The following is a 20,093-nucleotide window of genomic DNA, read 5'->3' as shown; positions in this document are numbered from 1 at the left end:
CTACAGCTCGATATACCACTCAAAAGAGCAAAAAAAAGAAACACCCTTCACAGCTTATAAAGCTGATCGGCGGCGGGCGTATGAAAAGGAGTCCCGCTCCCGGTCATACGTCCGCCGAGGTGTTTCAAAAATGATGTCGGCTTAGCTGTATTATAACAGGGGGTTGATGCTGTCTCTGTGACTGTTATCACACTGTATACCAAGCCTCACATTTTTTCCAAAATAATACGGGATCCTCCTCCGCCTTGTTCGGCAGGAACAACAACCAGCTTGCGCGGCAGGCGCGCCCGCAGTTCAGGAACGTGGCTTATAATGCCAACGGACAACTGGTCATTATGCAGCCTTTCCAGCGAAGTTATCACAGTATCCAGCAAATCAGGGTCGAGTGTACCGAAGCCTTCATCCAGGAAAAAGAACTGCAGTGGATACTGGCCGCGCAGCTGAATTTGGGCTGACAGAGCCAATGCCAGCGACAGTGAGGTCAAAAAGGTCTCGCCGCCGGACAGTGTGGATACCGGACGCTTCACTCCACCGTTGCCATCGTCGCGGATGACGAACCCGCCGCCGGAGTCGACCTCGAGCGCGTAACGCTGTTTGCTCAGGTAACGAAGGCGCTGGGACGCCGCCTGACAGACTTGCATCAGTTGCTCCTCGGCAATATATTCCACAAAAGCATTGCCACGCAGACAGGACTGCAGCTTGGACAGACGATCCTGCAGAGCCTCATGCTCCAGCCGCTGAGTCTCAAGCTCCTTCCAGCGAATGTGACGATGCCCTAAATCCTCCAGATCGCGTTCCCCGCGGGCCCGGTTCTGGAGCGAGGTTTCATCCTCTTCCTTGCAGCGGCGCAGAGTTTCCTGGCTCTCCACCCATTCCGCTTCGCTGAGATTGGCTCCAGCGAGCTTCTCCTCAATATCACGAAGCTGTAAATTCACTTGCACTTCATCGTCCCGGTGATTCTTCACACGGGCTGCCGCAGCACCCCGCTCTTCCACCGATAGCGCTGCTCTTTCGACTTCGGACGCTTCCGAGAACGGCGATGACGCCAGACTATCCTCCCAGGACTTGGCCGCAGTGACATAATGCTCATGAGCGGATTCCGCCGCCTGCCGCGCTATAGCCGCCTCTTTGCCTTCCTGCTGCGCTGCATCCGCAGCCGCACGGTAAATCTTCTTACCGTCTTCCACAGCCGCCAGCAGCTCCTGCAAGCGCTGCTCGCAAGTTGCCAGCAACTGGCCCGCAGGTTGCCCTTCCGTCCACTGCACCAGCCGGGCTTCCTTCTCTCGCAGCAAGGCTTCCTTACCTTCAAGCTGGGCGTTCCACTGGGCTAGTTCCCTGTCGAGCACAGCGATGCTTTCCTGAAGTTCCTGAACAGCTGCTGCTTTGTCGTCCAGGAACTTCACACTGATATTCAGCCGCCCACGAATTTCCTCGGCCTGCTCGTCTTTTTGGAGCCGTTCACGGTATGCGGTCTCCGTATTCTCAGGAGCCAGATCCGGGAACTGGTCACTCCAGCTTTGCCGCAGACTTGCGGCCTGCTGGGCCAGCTCGCCGGCTTTGGCCGTTATGCCCTCAACCCAAGCCTGTTCTGACTGGACGGCTGCTGCCGCCTTGTGACAGGCCTGCTGGCCTTCCTGCAAGGCACGCTGCCATTCGGCTGCCGTCCGGCGCAGCTCCGCAGACCGCTGCTTCATGCTGGTCAGGCTGCCCTCCAGTGAAGTCAGCAGCGCTGCTGACTCTCCTACGGATTCTGCGGTCGCCCGATCCAGCGGACCTGCTTGGCCCACCGTTTCACGGCCTGCTGCCGCTGGATGATCCCAAGCCTGGGTCGCTTCGCCGCCATAAATCTGCTCCAGCCAGGCTATATCCTGCTCCCGCTGGCTGCGGAAGCCAAGGCGCAGTTCCAGCGCAGCCTTGGATCTGCTGCGAACCTGCTGCAGCAAGGCTTCCTGTCCCTCCTGCTCTCCGCTGCCTTGAAGTGTCGCAGGAGCCGGATGATGCTGGCTGCCGCAGACCGGACAAGGGACACCCTCCTCCAGATCGCGGGCCAGCGACAAGGACAGGCGGTGAACCTCCTGGTCCTTCAGCGCGGCTTCCAGCGCACCGGCCTCATGCTCCAGGGCCTCCGCTGCATGCACCGCGGCGGTCTCTACCGACCGCAATTCTTCCAGGTGCAGCACCGCCCCGCGGACCCGCTCCGCGCGGTCCGCCTCCAGCGCCCCCAGCCCGGCCTCGGCCCCGGCCAGGCGGCGCTGGGCGTCCGCGAGCGCTATCGCACGCTCGCGCTGCTCACGCTCTGCAGCATCCCGCTGGGATTCCGCAGAGCGCAGCCCTTGCAGTCTCTGCATGGCTTCCTGCAGAGACTGGCGCTCCTGGGAGCGGACCTCGAGCGGCTGCAGGCTCTGCTGCAGCTCGTGCTGCCGCTTTTGGCCCTTGGCCAAAAGCTCCCGCTCCCGGGCCATCCCTTCCCGCATGGCGTCCAGCCTGCGGGAAGCTTCCTCGCTGCGTTCGCGTAGCGCAGCGAGCTCGCGCAGCAGCAAGTCGCGCTCAGCTTCCAGCTCGAGCGCCCTGCGGTACGTGCCGGCCGCCTCGCGGAGGGCCGGCTCTTCCGCGGCCAGCGCAGCCTGCGCGGCTGCGTCGGCCGTGGCGGTGCGCGCCGCCTCGGCTTCGGCGGCGGCGGCACGGGCCGCCAGTTCCTCTGCGCGGGCCTGGCGGCTCTTCAGAGCGCCCTCCGCGCTGCGCCAGGCCTGCAGCAGCGGCAGCCTTTTCTCGGCTTCGTCAGCCTTGCCGAGCCGCTGTTCCAGGAGGAGAATATCACCCTCCTGGGCCAGAAGGCGCTCCCGCTGCAGTTCCCGCCGGGAGCGTTCGCCTTGCAGCTCGCGGATTCTGGTGAAGCGCTCCGACAAGGCCAGCGCTTCTTCCAAGCGGCGTCTGCATTCCGCCGCGTAAGCCACTGCCTGCTGCAAGCGTTCAGCAGCAGCCTCCAGATCCTGCTCGCCAGCGCTGCCTAGCCCCTGCTGTTCCGCCTCCAGCGCACGCAGCGCCGTGTCGTTCTCTTTGACCCGGCGGCTAAGCTTCAGGGCAAGCTGATCCCCATACTGCTCCAGATGGAAGAGCCGCTGGAGCATCTGCCTGCGATCTACGCCGCGCAGAGACAGAAACTCGGCGAATTTCCCTTGCGGGAGCACGACCGCCCGGGTGAAGTCGTCCATTTTGAGACCGATCTTCTCTTCGACGCAACGCGTCACATCAGCCAGCTTGTCCGCCAGCACCTGATCACCGTCAGGCAGAACCTCGATGAAACGACTGATCGTATTGCTGACTGTCTGCTCACCGGTACGCTTAAACTTCCGCTCCACCCGGTAACGGTGTGAACCTGCAGCAGAGGTCAGCTCGAAGGTAAAGGCCACGCTCAGCTGATCCTCGGAATGATTCATAATCCCCTGGGTTCCGCCTGCGGCGCGCTCCACCTTTCCGTACATAGCCAACGTAATCCCGTCCAGCAAACTGGATTTTCCGCTGCCTGTCGGCCCGAAAATACCGAATAATCCCGTCTCTGTCAGACTCTCAAAATCTATCTCCTGCTGCTCTCTATAACTTTGAAGTCCCGCTACTTTTAAAGAAATCGGCTTCATGTCAGTTCTCCTCCCCTTCCTCCGGCTGACGCCGTTCTTCTTCCGTAAGCTCCAGGAATAACTCAATCAGGCTATCATCCGGCTCGGCTCCTCCAGTCTGCCGCTGATAGAATTTACGGAACAATTCCTGCACAGGCATGCGGGAACGTGACACCTGCTCCAATTCCTGCTCCATTTGTGGATAGACGGGACGAATATGTACGATTCCTTCCCGTGCCTTACGCAGTCGCTGGATATCGTTCATTGAGAGGGCTTCGTTCAGCCGGATTTCCAGATCAATAAAAGCAGAAGGATCTCTGTCTTCATCCAGCCAGCGGTACACTTCCTCAAGCCCGCCGCTGGATTTCCAGTTCACCAGCGGACGGCCGCACCGCAAATAAATTTCTTCATAGGCAGGCTCCTGACCTGGAGCGACATCAATTAAGGTCACCGATTTGGTCTGTCCCGCTTCGGAAAAGCTATAAGCAAGCGGTGAACCGCTATAGCGGATCATTCCATCGCCCTTGACTCGTTGGGCGCGGTGCAGATGACCAAGGGCCGTATACTGCGCTCCGCAATATAGAGCAGAAGGATCGACCGTATAAGCGCCGCCCACCTGGATTGGCCGCTCAGAATCGCTTTCTACTCCACCTAGCACATAGATGTGGCTCATAGCCAAATTGACGGTCTCCGGAGTGAACTCCCGCCCTAGCAGATTCATGAGCCTGCCCACTCGGGCGCTATAGGCGAGGCGTAGCTCTGCTTCGCCGCTTTCTCCCGCCAGCAGTTCTCCCAGCCGAGCTTCGGATGGATATGGCAGCGCAGCAATTTTGGCAATTTCCCCGGTGCGTGCCACCTGAACCGTCACCGGATCGGAGGTAGGCAGGCCCACCAGCGTAATCCCTTGTCTGCGCACAAGCGGGGAGACGGAAGAGACACGTTCCGGCTGGTCATGGTTGCCCGCGATAACTACCAGCGGCCGTCCGCCTGCCGTCAGGCGTGCTGCTGCATCATAGAACAGCTGCTCAGCAGCAGCCGGAGGATTCACAGAATCATAGACGTCTCCCGCCATCAATATGAGATCAACATTTTGGCTATCTGCGATCTCCACCAGTTCATCCATGAACTGTTCTTGCTCCCGCTGGCGGCTTCTTCCCTCCAGCGTACGCCCCAAGTGCCAGTCCCCTGTATGCAATATCCGCATCTTCTGTCCTCTTTTCCCGCCTTGCTTCAGATCTGATATAACACCACGACTTCTGTCTGTAATGACAATCGCAGCTTTATATCAAACCTGAAAGGCCTGATTAATATAAAACTGGGCTCTCCAGAATCAGTAATTACTAAAAACAACTTCGTCAAAGCAACCAGATCATAAGATAAAAAGCACACGCATGGAGGCGGGCGGACCGTATAGCCGTTATGTGCACATACAGCCGCTCGCCAGAACATGTAGTGGACTCGGGTGACCCTATTTTCCCAAAAGCAGTAGACTTTGACCAGGTTCTCTGCCCATAGGGCCCCTAAGGTCCGTTATCTTACTGAACGGTGACAGCTATAGGCAATAGAGCCTCTGGGGTCCGTTAATTGACGAAGCAGATACTGATTTGGAGACAGCCCCTCTTATTTGTCTTGTATAACTATCAACACTCATTCCTGCTAGATTTCAAAGCCGCACAGGATGCCCGCCGTCGAAGAAATACAGCCAGATTTCACTGATGCTTTCTCCCAAAATATCATTCAGGGCTTTGCTATACAACTCTAGCTGGAAGCGGTACTTCTCCCTCAGTGTTTCCAGCCCCCCACGATGCTCCAGAACGGAATCCGTCTTGTAATCCAGCAAAATCAGTCTGCCATTCTCACGAAACAGGCAGTCGATAACCCCCTGAATCAGTACCTCTTCACGTTCAAGCAATGCCGCATCCGCGTCTGATGACAGGAGTCCCGAGACGGCTTCATCCAGCGGACCAAGCCCCCGATAAGCCTCATCAGCAGGGACCATATAACTGAACGGTAATTCCCTCCGGTTCCACTCCGATGCCAGCAACCTGCTTCCAAGCTCGGTAGCATAAAACGCTGCAATTTGATCGACATCGATGATTTCAACCTGTTCCGGCGTCAAAATTGCCACCTCTTGCAGCCGGGCCAATGTTTCTTCCACCACAGCCCGAGTCACCGCTGCATCCAATGGAATATGCTGCATCACCGTATGATAGGCCGTTCCCCGTTCAGCAGAGGTAAGACTCCGCCGCTCCATGAACTTGGGACGCCGCAAGCGCAAACTGTCCCGGTATGGCGAACTAGCAACAGCATCTGCTTCACCGCCAGATCTGTTGTGGTCCTCGTACAAATCATAAGATGGCTGTTCTTGCATGGACAGCAGCGTTTTCAGCTCCGTAACCGATGTCTTGGCGGGTATGCGGGAAGCCGCAGCATATGGATAGGTCCATTTAAGTCTGCCAGCAATCTCGGTTTCCGCCTCTGTCCCAAAAGAAGGAATTGGCTGACCTTCCTGCAATGCCGCAAGCGCCAGCTCACGCTCTGCCCCCGCTTCACCGTCCTCATCTTTAGCAGAAAATGCAGCTGAACTGAGTCCATTGGAATCCATTACATGAATACTCCAGTGGGAGGTATCGCCATGAAGCACTGTGGATACTGTACCTTCCGAGCCGGACAGCTTGCGCAGGATCGCTGCGCCCGGATGGCGGATCAGCGCAGGGCCAACCCAATCGAGATAGCTGCGCCCCCGGGCCAGCAGATGGTCTGCCAGCAGCAGCTCCTCCCGGCCCTGCATAGCACTCCAGCCCGCAACTTTGCGCGGCAAGTCGCGAACCGTACCGACCAGAATCATTTTATCCCGCGGACGGGTTAGTCCCACATAGAGTACACGCATTTCTTCAGCCAACAGCTCCAGCCTTGAACGGCGGTTAATCGCTAAATAAGGCAGCGTCGGATAAGTTACCCTCGTCTCCCGATCCACAAAACGCGGACCAAATCCCAGCTCCTTGTGCATCAAAAACCGGGCATGTAAATCCTGGCGGTTAAAGGCCTTGTTCATACCAGCCAGGAAAACAACCGGAAACTCCAGCCCTTTACTCTTGTGAATGGTCATAATTCTGACCCCGCTACCCTCTTCGCCACTGCCGCCCGCGATTCCTAAATCGCCACCATTTTCCCTCAGGCGGGAAATATACAACAGGAAACGGAACAATCCGCGTGCCGAAGTATCCTGCTCATACTGAACAGCCCGGTCATACAGAGCCTTTAGGTTGTTTTGCCGCTGGGCACCGCCAGGCAGACCGCCAACCCACTCCAAATACCCGCTTTCCCCATAGATGCGCCAGATCAGATCGCTGAGGCTACCTTGACGGGCGGCCAGTCTCCAGCTCTCCAGTTGATCCAGAAAATGTTTGAGCTTGGCTATAAGCTCCGGAGCCAGGTCACGAACAGATTGACTTGCAGCTAATTCCTGAATGGTCAACTGACTATCCACATCGTCAACGTGGTCCAGTTTTTCCACGGAAGCCCTAGGCTCCACCGGATTGCCGAGAGCGTCCGCAATCTCAGATTGACCTGACCCTGCCAACGGTAGCGCCGTTACGGCAATCTCAGCTTGACCTGACTCTGTCATCGGCAGCATCGTTGCGGCAATCTCAGCTTGACCTGACTCTGTCATCGGCAGCATCGTTGCGGCAATCTCAGCTTGACCTGCTATCGGCAGCGTTGTTGCAGCCTGCACAGCTTCATAGAATGTCCCGTGACTGCACAGGCGTACTGCGGACAGCTCTTCTTCACTTAAACCCACTACAGGCGAGCGTAGAACACCCGCCAGCGGAATATCCTGCCGCGGATTATCCACTACTTTTAATAGCGAGAGCGCAATCTCTACTTCTGTCGCTTCAAAATATCCCTTGTTCTGGTCGCCATAAGCAGGGATACCCTCCATCCGAAGCTCCTCAATCATCAGTGGTGTCCAAATTCTAGCTGATCGCAGCAGAATTACAATATCTCCGTATGACACCGGGCGCATCATTTTGAGGCCTTTGTCGTAGATGAGCATTGGCGATCCGCCGCTCATCCCGGTCATCACTGAGATTCTGCGGGCAATAGCCCGTGCTTCCAGCTGCGCTGTCTCACTCTCGATGATCTCGCTCTCCGGCGCTGCTTCCCCGTCGCCAGGCTCTTCTTCCGACTTACTGGCACCTGAAGCACCACGATCAATCAGCAGCAGTTCGGGAGCAAAATACAGATCGGCCTCCTTGCCTTCCGTTCCCGGAAAGCCAGCACCATAGACTAGCTCGGCCCGCTCATCATAGTTGATCTCCGCCACTGTCGCATTCATGATCTGCCGGAAAATCATATTCACGGCATTCACGACCTCCATCCGGCTGCGGAAATTCCGGGCGAGGTCAATGACCATTCCCCCAGAGTTACTGATCGAAGGATCTCCTTCAGCTTGATCCCCATCTGCCGGATATCCGTCCGCTAACCCTACAGGAGCTCCTCCCGAACTGCTAAAGCTGCGGTATTTCTCCAGGAATAGACCCGGCTCCGCCAAGCGGAACCGGTAGATACTTTGCTTCATATCGCCAACCATGAAGCGGTTCCCCGGCGCTTCCCTGGCAATCAAGCGAACAATCTCTTCCTGCACGCTGTTCGTATCCTGATACTCATCGAGCAGGACTTCATCGAACTGGGCACGGTATTCCATCGCCGCATCGGAGGGCATGGAGTGGCCCGGCTGCGAGTCCGGGTGACGGAGAATTTGCAGGCAATAATGCTCCAGATCGCTGAAATCTACCAGCCCTTTGCCGGCTTTCTCCAACCGATAGCGCTCACCGAAGGCTATAACCGTCTCTGCCAGTTCCTTCATCAGTGGCGCCGCTTCATGTAGCTCGGCAAGAAAGGATTCCGCTGGACGCCCAAACAGGGCATTCTGAAGTTCGGATAGGGTCTTCTTGACGCTCTCCCGCAGCTCCTTGACCATCTCCTGAAGCCCGGGATCTGTGGCATCCTTCTTGCACGGCTTCAGCTTTCCGAAGCTTACGCCGCGGAACGCCTCATACAGCTCAGCCCAGGGCCGTTCACTTAAAGCGGCCTGCAAGCCTTGCACCATGTCCAGATCTGCCGTAAGATTCTCTGCATATGGGGCAGGTCCACCCGGCTGCAGAGCTATTTCCCGGCCCTGCAGCAATTGGCTAGCCGCACCGTCCAAGGCTAGTTTCGCCTCTGCGAGGATGCTTTGCACCCATGGTGTGTGCCCCAAGCTCTCCGTATCCGGCAGCGAGAAATCCGCTGCCGTATCGCGCAGCCACTGCTCCGGCCACGGATGGCTGCGGGCAAAATCATGCAGCCGCTGGATCAGCGCGTGTACTGCGTCATCCGTGCGTTCGCCGCTGAACCAGTCGGCCAGTGCCACGAACACACTGTCCCCGCCATCTTCCCCGGTCTCGCCATATTTCTCTTCCAGCAGCTCCATCAACAGTTCCTGACGCATCATCTCGGCTTCATGCTCATTCAGAATGCGGAAGCCTGGATCAATCGGAATCAATTGATAGTAACGCCGGATTACCTCCAGACAGAAGGAGTGCAGAGTCGTAATAGAAGCTCTTCCGAGCAAAGCCAGCTGGCGGCGCAAATGCTCATTCCCGCTATCTTCCTCCAGAGCACGGTCCAGCGCCTCACGAATCCGCTGCCGCATCTCCGAAGCAGCAGCCTTGGTGAACGTAGCAACCAGTAGCCTGTCTACGCTGAAGCCATTCTCTTCCCGGCTGATTTTGCGAATAATCCGTTCGACCAGCACTGCCGTTTTTCCGGAACCTGCCGCAGCCGCGACCAGGATATCATCGCCGCTCTCCGCAATGGCGCGCCATTGGTCATCGCTCCAAATGCTGCCTTCGGGCTTATTGTCTATAGCTGGCCTCTTATTCACGGCGTCAATCCTCCTTTGCGGGACAGCAGGTCCCAAATGTCATCTTTCCCCGGCTTGCTGAGGTGGTTATATCCGCTGCCTTCAATACTCTCATCAAACTGGCACACCGGTTTGAAGGAGCAGAACGTGCACGCCGTCTCCTGTTGAATCCGATAGGGCTGGATAGCCACGTCCCCTTCTGTAATCCGGGTACCAATCTCCGCTATCGTCCCTTTTACAGAGGACAGCAGTTGGCCCCACTGCTCCGGCGTGGCTACAGAAGCGCTGCTGTAAAAGCTGCCGTCGCTTTTTACCGCCACTGGAACAATCGCTGAATGCCCCTTGTCGAGTGTAGTATCCATCAAGGATACGACTTCACGGTCAGCCAGCAGCAGACCCTTCATTTTGAACCGCTTCAGCAGTTCCTGCTCCGCCTGCTCGCGGTTCATGCCGTTAGACGAAGAGAGCAGCGGATCATGGACATGAAAATAAAGCGTGCCTGCCGGGAGTGCCGGCTTACCCAGCCATTCCTCGGAATAGGTCAACAGCACTTCAAGATAGGTCAGCATTTGTAGCGACAGACCGAAATAAACTTCGTGGAGCTTAAGGTCCTTCTGGCTGGACTTATAGTCAATTACACGCAGCAGAATGCCGTTCTCCCCTTCCGCTTTATCCACCCGGTCAATCCGCCCGACTACTTCCATCACACAGCCGTTGGGCAGTGTAATCCGCAGGGGAGGCAAATCCTGGCCCGGTCCAAAATCAAGCTCCAGACCGACCGGCTCAAAGCTGCCCCGGCGGGCATGTTCACCCAGGATTACGGAAGCCCGGCCCACAATACTTTTCAGCTTGCGGGTAATATAACCGTACCGCTTCGTACTGAGGAGAATCTCGCCCTGAAGCAGCGGCGACAGGCGATCCACCGTCTCCCCGGCTTCGCGCCGGCATTCCTCCGGCGTCAGACTGGCCCAGCCACGACCCTGCTCTTGCAGCCGCTGCGCCATTTCACTAAGGGCGGCATGGAACAGCTGCCCGATGTCCGGGGCCTGGAGCCTGTACATCTGCCGCTCCTTGAGCCGCAAGCCGTACGCGGCAAAATGAGAGAACGCACAAGCCGAGAACTTCTCCATCCGGGATACGCTACCACGCAGCGTAGAACCGCCGTACAGTCTGAGGCTGGTTCCCCGTTTCAGTTGAATACCTTCATTGCGGTAGAATAGCGAGCCCAGCAGCCGCTTCAGGCGAAGCTTCTTCGCTTCCCCTTCTGTACCAGAAGCGAACCAGTTATAGACATCCCACCAGAAAGACGGGATGTCGGCACCCTGCCGCCACTGTCTTAGTTGCAACATCAAGATACGCAGGCTTTGTTCCGGATCTCCGATAAAGTCCATATGCAGGGGTAACACAGCCTGGGCTACTTCATCTGACACCGCAGGCGGACTAACCGGAAGCTGACGTTCTGTCAGTTTGCCCTCGAACATCCGCTGCAAATGACGAATCACTTCAGACGGCAGGAGGGCTTTCCCTTCTTCGTCAGCAGTCGCATAGCTGATCCACAGCTTATGGCTTGCTGTTGTAAGTGCATTGTAGATCAGGAAGCGCTCGTCAAGCAGCTTGCGGGAAGCCCCGGGTGCAAGCTCCAGGCCGACGCTCTCCAGTATCCCACGCTCTCCCTCGGACAAAATGCCGTCTTCTTTGAATTGTGCCGGAACGACACCTTCATTGAACCCAAGGAGAAAAGCATACTTCACACCCGAAGTACGCGTCCGGTCCATGCTGCCTACGAGAACCTGATCCAGAGCCGGTGGCACCAGCCCCATCTTCAGCTCAGCCAGACCCGTCTCCAGCACACCCGCGAACATCGCAAACTCCAATTTCTCCTGGCCCATCATTTCCACGATCTGATCCAGCAGATCAAGCACCGCACTCCAGATCTGACTGTGCTCACGAGCACTAGCTGCCTTTCCCGATTTCAGCGCCTGGGCGCTCATCTCTTCCAGCTTGCCTGCGGTACCTGCATCCTCAAGAAGAGAGTACACTGCCCGGCAGAGGTCTTCTCCGCTACGGCTTTTCTTCACCCGTTTCTCAAAATCCCCCAGGGGGCCAACAATGGCTGCTCTACATCTCTCCATCGTGGACAACAATTCTTCGTCTACAGTCCTACTGCCTTCAAGCGAAAGGCTGGGAATACCTCTCCAGGGACGTCCGTCCGTCCAGCGATACCCTTGAATACCGCAGGCCAGCACATGATTCTCCAGATTGTCCATGTCTTCGTTAGTCAGGCTTCCGTCGTCCGGAAGAAGCAGTCCGGTCTTCACACAGCGAAACACATCTTCATAGCGCCAACGACGCCTCACCACATCTAGTGCGGAGCGAACAAATTCCACCAGCGGGTGATGCAGCTCATTCACCTTCTGATCGAGGAAGAAAGGGATCTTGTAATCGTTGAACAGCGGGGACACCAGCGATTCATAATCGCCGATGTTTCGCATGAATACCGCCATTTCACCGTATTTGGCACCCTCATCCCGTGCCAGTCTGAGCATCTCTCGCAAGGCCCCCTCCACTTCAGCCCTGTGTGAGACAGCAGCGCCAATGGTAATGGACTGTACGGCATCCTGTTGGCCTTTCCAGCCCAAGCGGCGGTCATACCCCTGCTCCAGATGGCCGAGCACAGGGCTATCTTTGAAGCGGGGCAACACAGGAGGCGACAGTGGCTCGTCCCAAACCTCAAGCCCAAGTTCCTCAGCCATACCGCGGAGCTTGATATACGTTACTGCAGCCGGATGGAACAGGTCGAGCTCATGCAGCCCCCCGCCGGATGGATAGGACTTGTCCAGCGTAAGCGATATTGTCATGCTGGAGGCGTGCAGCATCAGTTCCCGCAGCACCTTGAATTCCTGAGGGGTAAAACCATGAAAGCCGTCCACCCAAATTTCAGCACCACGGACATAGGATGACAAAGGAATCTGCTCGGCCAGTTCAACCAACCGGTCCTCTTCGTCCATATAGAGCTGTGACATCTCCTGCTCCAGATCGCTAAATACGATATATAAATCCTCCAGCTTGCCTGCCAATATGGGGCTGTTACCGATAGAGTCACGCATACTGGACAATTGCTCATTCAGATCATTAGAACCGATACAGCAGCGCTTCAATTCGGTATGCAGCTGACTCAACCGTTCCACAAAGCCCGGACGGTCCGAGGAGGGTCCAAACAGTTTCAGTTCTTCCTTGCGGCGGCTGATGATTTTATAAATAAGCATCTTCTTGCCTTCTTCACTAATCGGAAGACTTGCGCTGCCTCCCGTTTCCTGCCTTACCCGATAGGCCAGCCGCGAAAAGCTCAGGGTCTGGGCGCGGATGCTGCCCTTGGCACCACCCGCAGTGAGCAGGCCCCGTTCGGCCCCGAAGGACCCCTGCTCCGGTACAAGCACAATGATTGGCGCACCAAGCGGCTCCTGCGCCAGCTGAGAGGATATCGACTCCCGTATTTTAGTTGTCTTACCGCTGCCCGAGCGTCCGGTTAAAAAGGTTATCGACATAAATAAAGACTCCTCCCATGGCAAAACAAAAGTGTAACTCACAGTCACTTACTCGTCCCAACATTATACCATATCCCCCTCCATTCGGAACATACGTTTGGATGATCTTCAAATGTTTTACAACTGTTCTGTGCAGCACATCGCAGCCAGCTTTCTATGTAAAACGCGCTAAAGCCCGCCGCATCTGGTAGATACGGCGAGCTCTTGTAACAACAAACAAATGATAACCCACACCGCGTGCGCCTCCCGGCCGCGGTGCGGGGCCAAGGTGGTGGTCAAACCTCTATGCGGAAGCTGCTGGATTCCTGACGGCTCTACTCCTTATGGAATTACTATGAATCAAAAAGGGAGCAATCCGGGTAAATCCTCATTTTGGTCATCGTCAGCTAGCCACCCTGTCCTGTTCGGACCTGCACCTCGGGAACGAATGGCATATTCTCCGGGCCGAACCCCGAATTTTTTGCGGAATGCGGCTGCAAAGTGGCTGGCATTTCCGTATCCTACCCGGTACGCGGCTTCTGTCACGGTCAGGCTGCCTTGCTCCAGCAAATGACGAGCCTGCTGCATCCGCTGTTCAATCACATAAGCATGCACAGTATAGCCGAACATCTCCTTAAATCCTTTTTTGAGCTTGAATTCATTGAGACAAATACTCCGGGCCAGTGCTGCTAGTGTCGGTGGTTCGATATAATCCCGCTGTAAAATCTCCCTTGCCTTCTGCAAGCTGGCCATATCGTCTTTGGAGAGCCGGACAGTTTGCGGAATACGCTCCGCTTCGTACAGCGATTCATTGAGGTAGACGGCGAACAGTTCCAGCATTTTCGCTTCCAAATAAAGCTCCCTAACACCTCCGCTATAGGGGCATTTCCAAATTTGTGACAGAACAAGCCGGATGTCAGGCGTAATCTTATTTTTGTTGAAAAACACGGCCTCATTCCCGGTAAAACGGAGCCGTTCCTCCTCGGTCAGCCCGCTCGTCATCCGCTTGAACTGCTCCGGGCTCATATCCATGCTGAGAAAACGATAATTGGCATCCCGCACATACTGGCAATTCTCAGCCCGTACTCCGCCATACAGCAGAGCGCTCTGCCCTGTGTCAATGCCAAAGTTATCTCCCTTCAGCGAAGTGCCCCATTCAATTCCGTGCCCAAGACAGAACACCAGCTCTGTCCGCGGGGAGTTGAACTCTCCGTTAGCCTGTATGTCTCTGTTAAAAGTAAGGCTGAAGTTAGTCATCTGAATATTACCGCGGGTGAGCAGGCTGCGGCAGGCCCCAGCTCCAATCTCTTCCGGGGGCTTAATCTCGAAATGACCTCCATCAAGGCGGTAGGTATGACTGAACCCTTCACAGGCAAGCGTCTTTTTAGCATCTATTCTTTCATATCCGTATATATTCGCATTATGTTCCATCCCTTAGCCCCACTTCCTCTTGCTTTGGGTTCATTATATACGTAAATGAGAACTATTATCAATTATATAAAACGAACTTAAGATTCTCACTTAAGCCCCGGTCTTCACTACAGTGATTCGAATAACGGGAATGACTCCTGTTATTTTCATTAAAACGGCTCCTTTTCTACAAACAACTGGAAAAACTCCTGTTAATCACCTCATTACTAGCTAATTGAGGGATAAACGAGCTTTTTAACGGGAGAAATTCCCTTTATTTATGACAAATACGGTGAAAGGAACTTTTTAACGGTATATTTTCCTGTTATTAAAGTTCCTCTTAAGCTCGAACGCGGGTTACACAAGATACACCAAGTTACGCCCTCGTATACGAAGGATTTCACCCACCCAGGACGTTAGATTTTTAAGTTCAAACTATATTGCTGTTGAAATCTGTCTAAAGCTTATGCTTTCGATGCCAGCTTTTCTACGAAAAGCTTTCAGGCGGGCGCATTCGCTCCTACAGTTCCAACTCTTCCCTTTCGTTCCTTCTAGCTCTTAGCACACTCCTCCGTGTGAAGTCTCCACACATAAAAATAAGAGTGTCGAAAAGTCCGTAGACATTCTCGACACTCTTATTCTGCCTACAGGGGCAGCTTCCATTTTCAAGTCAAAGGTCCGATTACCCCTCCAACGTACCTAACAGGAGAATTAATTACTCTTGCTCCGCACCTCAAAGATCGCGAATTTCAGGTAATGCCCTTCATCCACACCGAGAATTTGCGGGTGATCCTTGCCAGCGGCACGCCACTCTACCAGTCTGAGCACTTTACCGGCATCTTTGGCTGCTTCCCCGATGGTTTCCAGGAACAGATCCGGCTGCATGTGATAAGAGCAGCTTGCCGTTACCAGATATCCACCCTCGTTTACCAGCTTCATGCCATGCAAGTTAATGTCCTTATATCCGCGGCAAGCTCCTGCTACGGCGCTTCTTGTCTTGGCAAAAGCAGGCGGGTCCAGAATGACCACGTCAAAGGTCCGGCCGCCGCCAGCGGTCATCGGCTTGGCAGTATCAGCCTTGGCCGTCTTGGCGCCAGAGGCATCCTGCCCCGCCCCCGCGGTGGCACGTTCGGAGCGTTCTTCCAGCCCCTTCACCTGATTGCGCAAGTATTGGAACGCGTCGTCGACCACGAATTCCACCCGGTCACTGAATCCATTCAGCTCCACGTTAGTCTTGGCGCTTTCAATAGCATGGGCGGACACGTCAAGACATGTCACCTTCTTAGCGCCGTATTTGCAGGCATGAAGGGTGAAGCTTCCAGTATGCGAGAAGCATTCTAATACTGTAGCCCCGTCCCAGTATGGGAAGGTCACGGTCTTGCCGCTTTTGTTAACCGGCAGCACCTGGCGTGAGCCATCCTCAGCATCAACTTCCTGCAGCGTGATGCCGCTGCGTTCCCCCCAGCCTGTCATTAGCGGGGCAATGGAGGCCCGGTTCTCGCGCTGGTCGAAGAAGTAGCCCGTTTTCTGGCCTTCCACGATATCTACGATCAGCTTCAGGCCATTCTCGGTAACCGTCACATGACGGGGACATTCCCCGTAAAGAAGCCCGGTTACCTGCTCCAGCCCTTCAAGCTCGCGAACGCTAACGTCGCTGCGCTCATAAATCCCGCGCGGTGCCATCACCTGCACCAGCGCCTCTACAATCTCTGCCCGCCGCTTGTCCATACCCAGCGTCAGCAGTTGCACGACCAGAACGTCCCCGAACCGGTCCACAATCAGTCCCGGCAGAAAATCGGCTTCGCCATAGACTAACCGGTATGCGTCTGCGCCGGGAAGGAAGCGATTCCGGTGCCGCAGGCAGTTCGTAAACCGCTCCACGAAGAATGCTGTGTCCATTTCTTCGAGATGCTGGTGGGAGACCACCCGAACCCGGATCTGCGAAGCGGGGTTATAGTATCCTGATGCCAGAAACCGGCCCTGATGATTCATAATATCGACCAAGCTGCCAGCTTGTGGCTCTCCTTCCACCGAGGCCACTTCACTGCCGTATACCCATGGATGGCCCTGCTCTAGTCTTTTTTTACGGCTGCGTTCCAAAATTACTGATGCCAATGACTTCAACTCCTTGATCTTATCGTTTTATACATGTCCACTGCGCTACTTTCATATATTGGTGTACAACCCCAGTCAAAGGAGCATGTTGTTATGATCCGTGATCTGTTGTTCCCTGTCATATATGGTCTTGTCATTTTTCTAGCCGGTATGAAGCTGATGGAGAAGTCCTTGTCCCGGCTGGCCGGTCCGCTGCTGAAGGCCGGCCTGAATAAAGCAACGGCTACACCGTTAAAAGGCATGATAGCCAGTAGTCTGCTGTCCGCCCTGCTGCAGAGCAGCACCGCCGTCACCGTGCTGACGATCGGTATGGTGAATGCCGGGCTGCTCACCTATGCCCGCACACTGGGCATTATTCTCGGCAGCAACATCGGCACCTCCCTGACTACAGAACTGATCGGACTGCAGATCAGCTCTTATTCTTCGCCACTGTTGGCCGTCTCGCTCAGCCTGTGGGGGGCTGCGGTCATCATGGGCGAGCTGTCGTCCAACCATCCTGCAGCGTCATCACTCCGGCGGTTATCCACGCCGCTCCAATACATTAGCCTGGCTATCACCGGTTTCTCGCTCGTCCTATGGGGCATCAAAGTCATGCAGTCTATTGGCCCAGCACTGCAGGAGAACGGCTTGTATTGGTGGTTCCTGGATCATGCGGCCACAAGCGCCCTGTGGGGCATCGTTGCCGGCGCCTGCCTGACCGCGCTTGTACACAGCAGCGCTGCTGTCATTGGCATGGCCATCGGCGTTGCCACCTCAGGGGCCTTGCCAACCGAGGTGGGGATTGCCATTGTGCTGGGCGCGAATGTCGGCACATGCGTCACAGCCGTGATCGCATCCATCGGCGGTTCCATTGCCGGAACCTTCGTTGCCTGGACGAATGTGGCACTCAACGTAGGCGGTGCACTGCTGTTCCTGCCGCTCATCGGCCCGCTGCAGAGTCTTTCCGCCTGGATTGGCGGAGGCTCTGGCGCACAGATTGCACACGCCCAGACTATTTTCAACATCGTCTGCTCGGCACTTGTTCTGCCACTGTGCTACCTGCAGTTATGGTCCAGGCTGGAGACCCGGTTCCAGTCCTAACAAGCAGTACCATGACATACACTTTACCGGCACTTCTGCTGTCGCTGTACTATTATACTTCAATTGGGCCTTTTCATCTAATACAAAGAAGAAAAATGCATGTTACCAAAAAAGAACTGCAAAGGCCCGATATAGGCTTGCAGTTCTTTCCGTCTTCTAACTATTTTTTAGCATAATGCTGCAATTACTTAACTGTTACAGAGACCGTTACAGTCTTACCGTCGAATTTACCTTTAAAGGATGTCGATCCCTTCGCCACCCCTGTAATACTGCCAATTGACCATTTGGCTACCGATGGCTTCGAGTTGGTCCAAGCTACAAGACCTGTCACATCAACTGTTTTACCAGTATCATACAGAGCTGTAACCACTACCGTCTGCTTGGCACCCGGGGCCAGTTGGAGACGTGTTTCATTCACTGTCAGTTTGGTCAGCTTAGGAATCACGTTGACTTTCAGACTGATATCAATGCCTTGATAGGAGCCTTTCAGTGTAGTCGTGCCTTCAGCGATCGCTTTTACGGAAGAGCCAGTCACCGTAGCCGCTGCAGGATTGCTGGATTCCCATTTGATGCTGCTGGACAGGTTGCCTGTTTTTCCGTTGGAATAATAAGCCGTTACTTTAACCGTCTTGCTATTCTTGATGTTCAAATCCAGTGAAGCCGGCTCAACCACAATCTTGGTAATCTTCTGCTCAATAGTTACCGGGATTGTGATAGTCTTGTTGGCATACGTCCCTTTCAGGTTCGCACTGCCTTTAGTAAGTCCTTTAATGGTTTGACCGCTTGCGCTTGTCTTGAGTACGGCATTCGTGCCAGAAATCTCCCACTTGATCTTATCCGAGGTCTCACGCTCGTCGCCGTTCTCCATAACCGCTCTTACCGAAGGCATAGCCTTCTCTTCACCGGTAACCACCACAAGGTTGTCCTCAGGTCCGATCAGTACCAGCACTTTATCCTGAACCGTAAGCTTCAGTTCCACGCTCTTGTTGCGGATATCTGCTTTGGAAGCGGTGACGCCGCCCTCTTTAATTTTACCGGTCAGAGTGACAGTCCCTGCAGATTTACCTTCAATCTTACCGTCCTTAATCAGAGCGATTTCTGCATTACCGGAAGTCCATTCCACCTCTTGGCTCAGATCAATCTTGGAGCCGTCGAGTTTGGTTCCGTCTACTTTTGGCAGACCCAGCGTGTCGCCCTTGAACAACTCTTGCTCGGTCTTCTCGATAGACAATGCAGTAATCGTTGGCAGCACTTTTACCTTAATATCTCTGCTAACGCCTCTATACTCCGCTTTGATGGTAGAGTCTCCCACACCCTTAGCCGTAATGTCCGCAGCGTCTGCTTCGGGTTTGGCTGTAGCTACCAGTTGATCACTGGATGTCCAGGTAGCGTTCAGGGATACATTCAGCGTAGAGTTAGCTGCATCTCTTACCTCAGCCTTTACATCCAGCACTTCGCCCATGAACAGCGTCTGATCCTTGGAAGGACTCAATAGAATCGCTTCATATGGCGAGCGGACATAGACGTCTACTGTAGCTTTAACGCCGAGGTTTGTGATCGTAATCACTGTTTTACCTGTAGCCAGAACTTTGAGTTCTCCATCCTTGACTGTAGCTACAGCCGGATTGGAGGAACTCCAGTCTCCCTTGGTAGTCAAATCTTCTGATTCCGATACCGCAGCCGTTTTGCTGAACGCTGTCAATTTGATAGAACTGTCCCCGATCAGGGTCTCAACATCCTTGACTACTTTACCGTTCTGCTTAATTTCAATCTCGGTAAAAGCAACTTCTACTTCAGCCTTATATGTAGCTGTCAAACCTTTGTATTTTGCTGTAATGGTGGACTTGCCCTCTTTCAGAAGATTGACTTTACCTTCCGATATCGTCAATACACTGCTGTCAGAGCTGGACCATTCAACATCTTTTGTAACATCAGTCGCTTCGGTAATGGACTTTCCACCAAGTACCGTTGCTTTGATTGTCCGTTTCTCTTCACTGTCTCCCAGCTTGTAAATGCCCTCTTTATGTTCAATCTTCAGGTCTTTAAACGGATGAGTAACCGAGACCTCAATAGTAGTCAACGCAGTATTATAAATGGCAGTAATTGTAGCTGTACCACTGTCGAGCGGGGTCACAAGACCATTCACAACCTTAACGGCAGCAGTATTCGAGGAGCTCCAGCTTACTGCGCCCGTCACATCCTTTTTGGAGGTAGACCCTTCCACATTGGCGAACACTCTCAACTGTTTCGGTGACTGCCCTACAACCAGATCCAGCTTGGCCGAGCTTTCAAACTCAATCGAGTTGATATCTCCCTTCTCCGCAAAGACGCTTGCCGGGAATACCACGGTAGCCAGCAATGCAAAGATGAGGAGCAGCTTCGTCATTTTTCTATTCACAGTCATCATTTCTCTCCTTCTGTTTTAATGTTGTCCCAGGGATG

At 54.6% G+C, this 20,093-nt stretch carries 8 protein-coding genes; 1 reads left to right on the top strand and 7 read right to left on the bottom strand.

What is annotated here, in order from left to right:
- Positions 1 to 206: 206 nt before the first annotated feature.
- From HPT30_RS18535 to HPT30_RS18510, 6 genes are all read right to left on the bottom strand, one after another.
- Entirely contained in the window at positions 207 to 3,635 is a 3,429-nt protein-coding gene (locus tag HPT30_RS18535) for an AAA family ATPase (RefSeq protein WP_175372838.1), read from the bottom strand.
- 1 nt (position 3,636) lies between these two features.
- Positions 3,637 to 4,818 (bottom strand): exonuclease SbcCD subunit D, encoded by a 1,182-nt coding sequence (locus HPT30_RS18530; protein ID WP_175372837.1) that lies wholly within the window; start codon positions 4,816 to 4,818, stop codon positions 3,637 to 3,639.
- A gap of 459 nt (positions 4,819 to 5,277) precedes the next feature.
- Positions 5,278 to 9,543 carry a UvrD-helicase domain-containing protein gene (locus HPT30_RS18525; RefSeq protein WP_175372836.1) on the bottom strand — a complete coding sequence of 1,422 codons (4,266 nt, stop codon included), beginning with the start codon at positions 9,541 to 9,543 and terminating at the stop codon, positions 5,278 to 5,280.
- Positions 9,540 to 13,067, bottom strand: coding sequence for a helicase-exonuclease AddAB subunit AddB (gene addB / locus HPT30_RS18520; RefSeq protein ID WP_175372835.1), 3,528 nt, complete (start codon positions 13,065 to 13,067; stop codon positions 9,540 to 9,542). The genes HPT30_RS18525 and addB overlap by 4 nt, the downstream gene beginning before the upstream one ends.
- A 339-nt stretch (positions 13,068 to 13,406) precedes the next feature.
- The gene (locus HPT30_RS30080) at positions 13,407 to 14,477 is read right to left on the bottom strand and encodes a helix-turn-helix domain-containing protein (protein WP_175372834.1); all 1,071 of its coding nucleotides are present in this window, start codon (positions 14,475 to 14,477) and stop codon (positions 13,407 to 13,409) included.
- A 690-nt stretch (positions 14,478 to 15,167) separates the two neighbouring features.
- Positions 15,168 to 16,571 carry a class I SAM-dependent rRNA methyltransferase gene (locus HPT30_RS18510; protein WP_175372833.1) on the bottom strand — a complete coding sequence of 468 codons (1,404 nt, stop codon included), beginning with the start codon at positions 16,569 to 16,571 and terminating at the stop codon, positions 15,168 to 15,170.
- A 93-nt stretch (positions 16,572 to 16,664) separates the two neighbouring features.
- On the opposite strand from HPT30_RS18510, the gene HPT30_RS18505 reads away from it, so the two are divergent.
- Positions 16,665 to 17,651 (top strand): Na/Pi cotransporter family protein, encoded by a 987-nt coding sequence (locus tag HPT30_RS18505; RefSeq protein ID WP_175372832.1) that lies wholly within the window; start codon positions 16,665 to 16,667, stop codon positions 17,649 to 17,651.
- A 184-nt stretch (positions 17,652 to 17,835) separates the two neighbouring features.
- On the opposite strand, the gene HPT30_RS18500 is transcribed toward HPT30_RS18505, so the two are convergent.
- A complete protein-coding gene (locus tag HPT30_RS18500) occupies positions 17,836 to 20,058 on the bottom strand; it encodes a translocation/assembly module TamB domain-containing protein (protein WP_246317251.1) in 2,223 nt (740 codons plus the stop codon).
- Between the last annotated feature and the right edge of the window lie 35 nt (positions 20,059 to 20,093).

Origin of the sequence: Paenibacillus agri (assembly GCF_013359945.1) — a bacterium.
Classification (GTDB): Bacteria; Bacillota; Bacilli; order Paenibacillales; family Paenibacillaceae; genus Paenibacillus_AQ; species Paenibacillus_AQ agri.
Note: the sequence above shows the minus strand (reverse complement) of the source record. Positions and strands in the feature narration are given on the sequence as shown.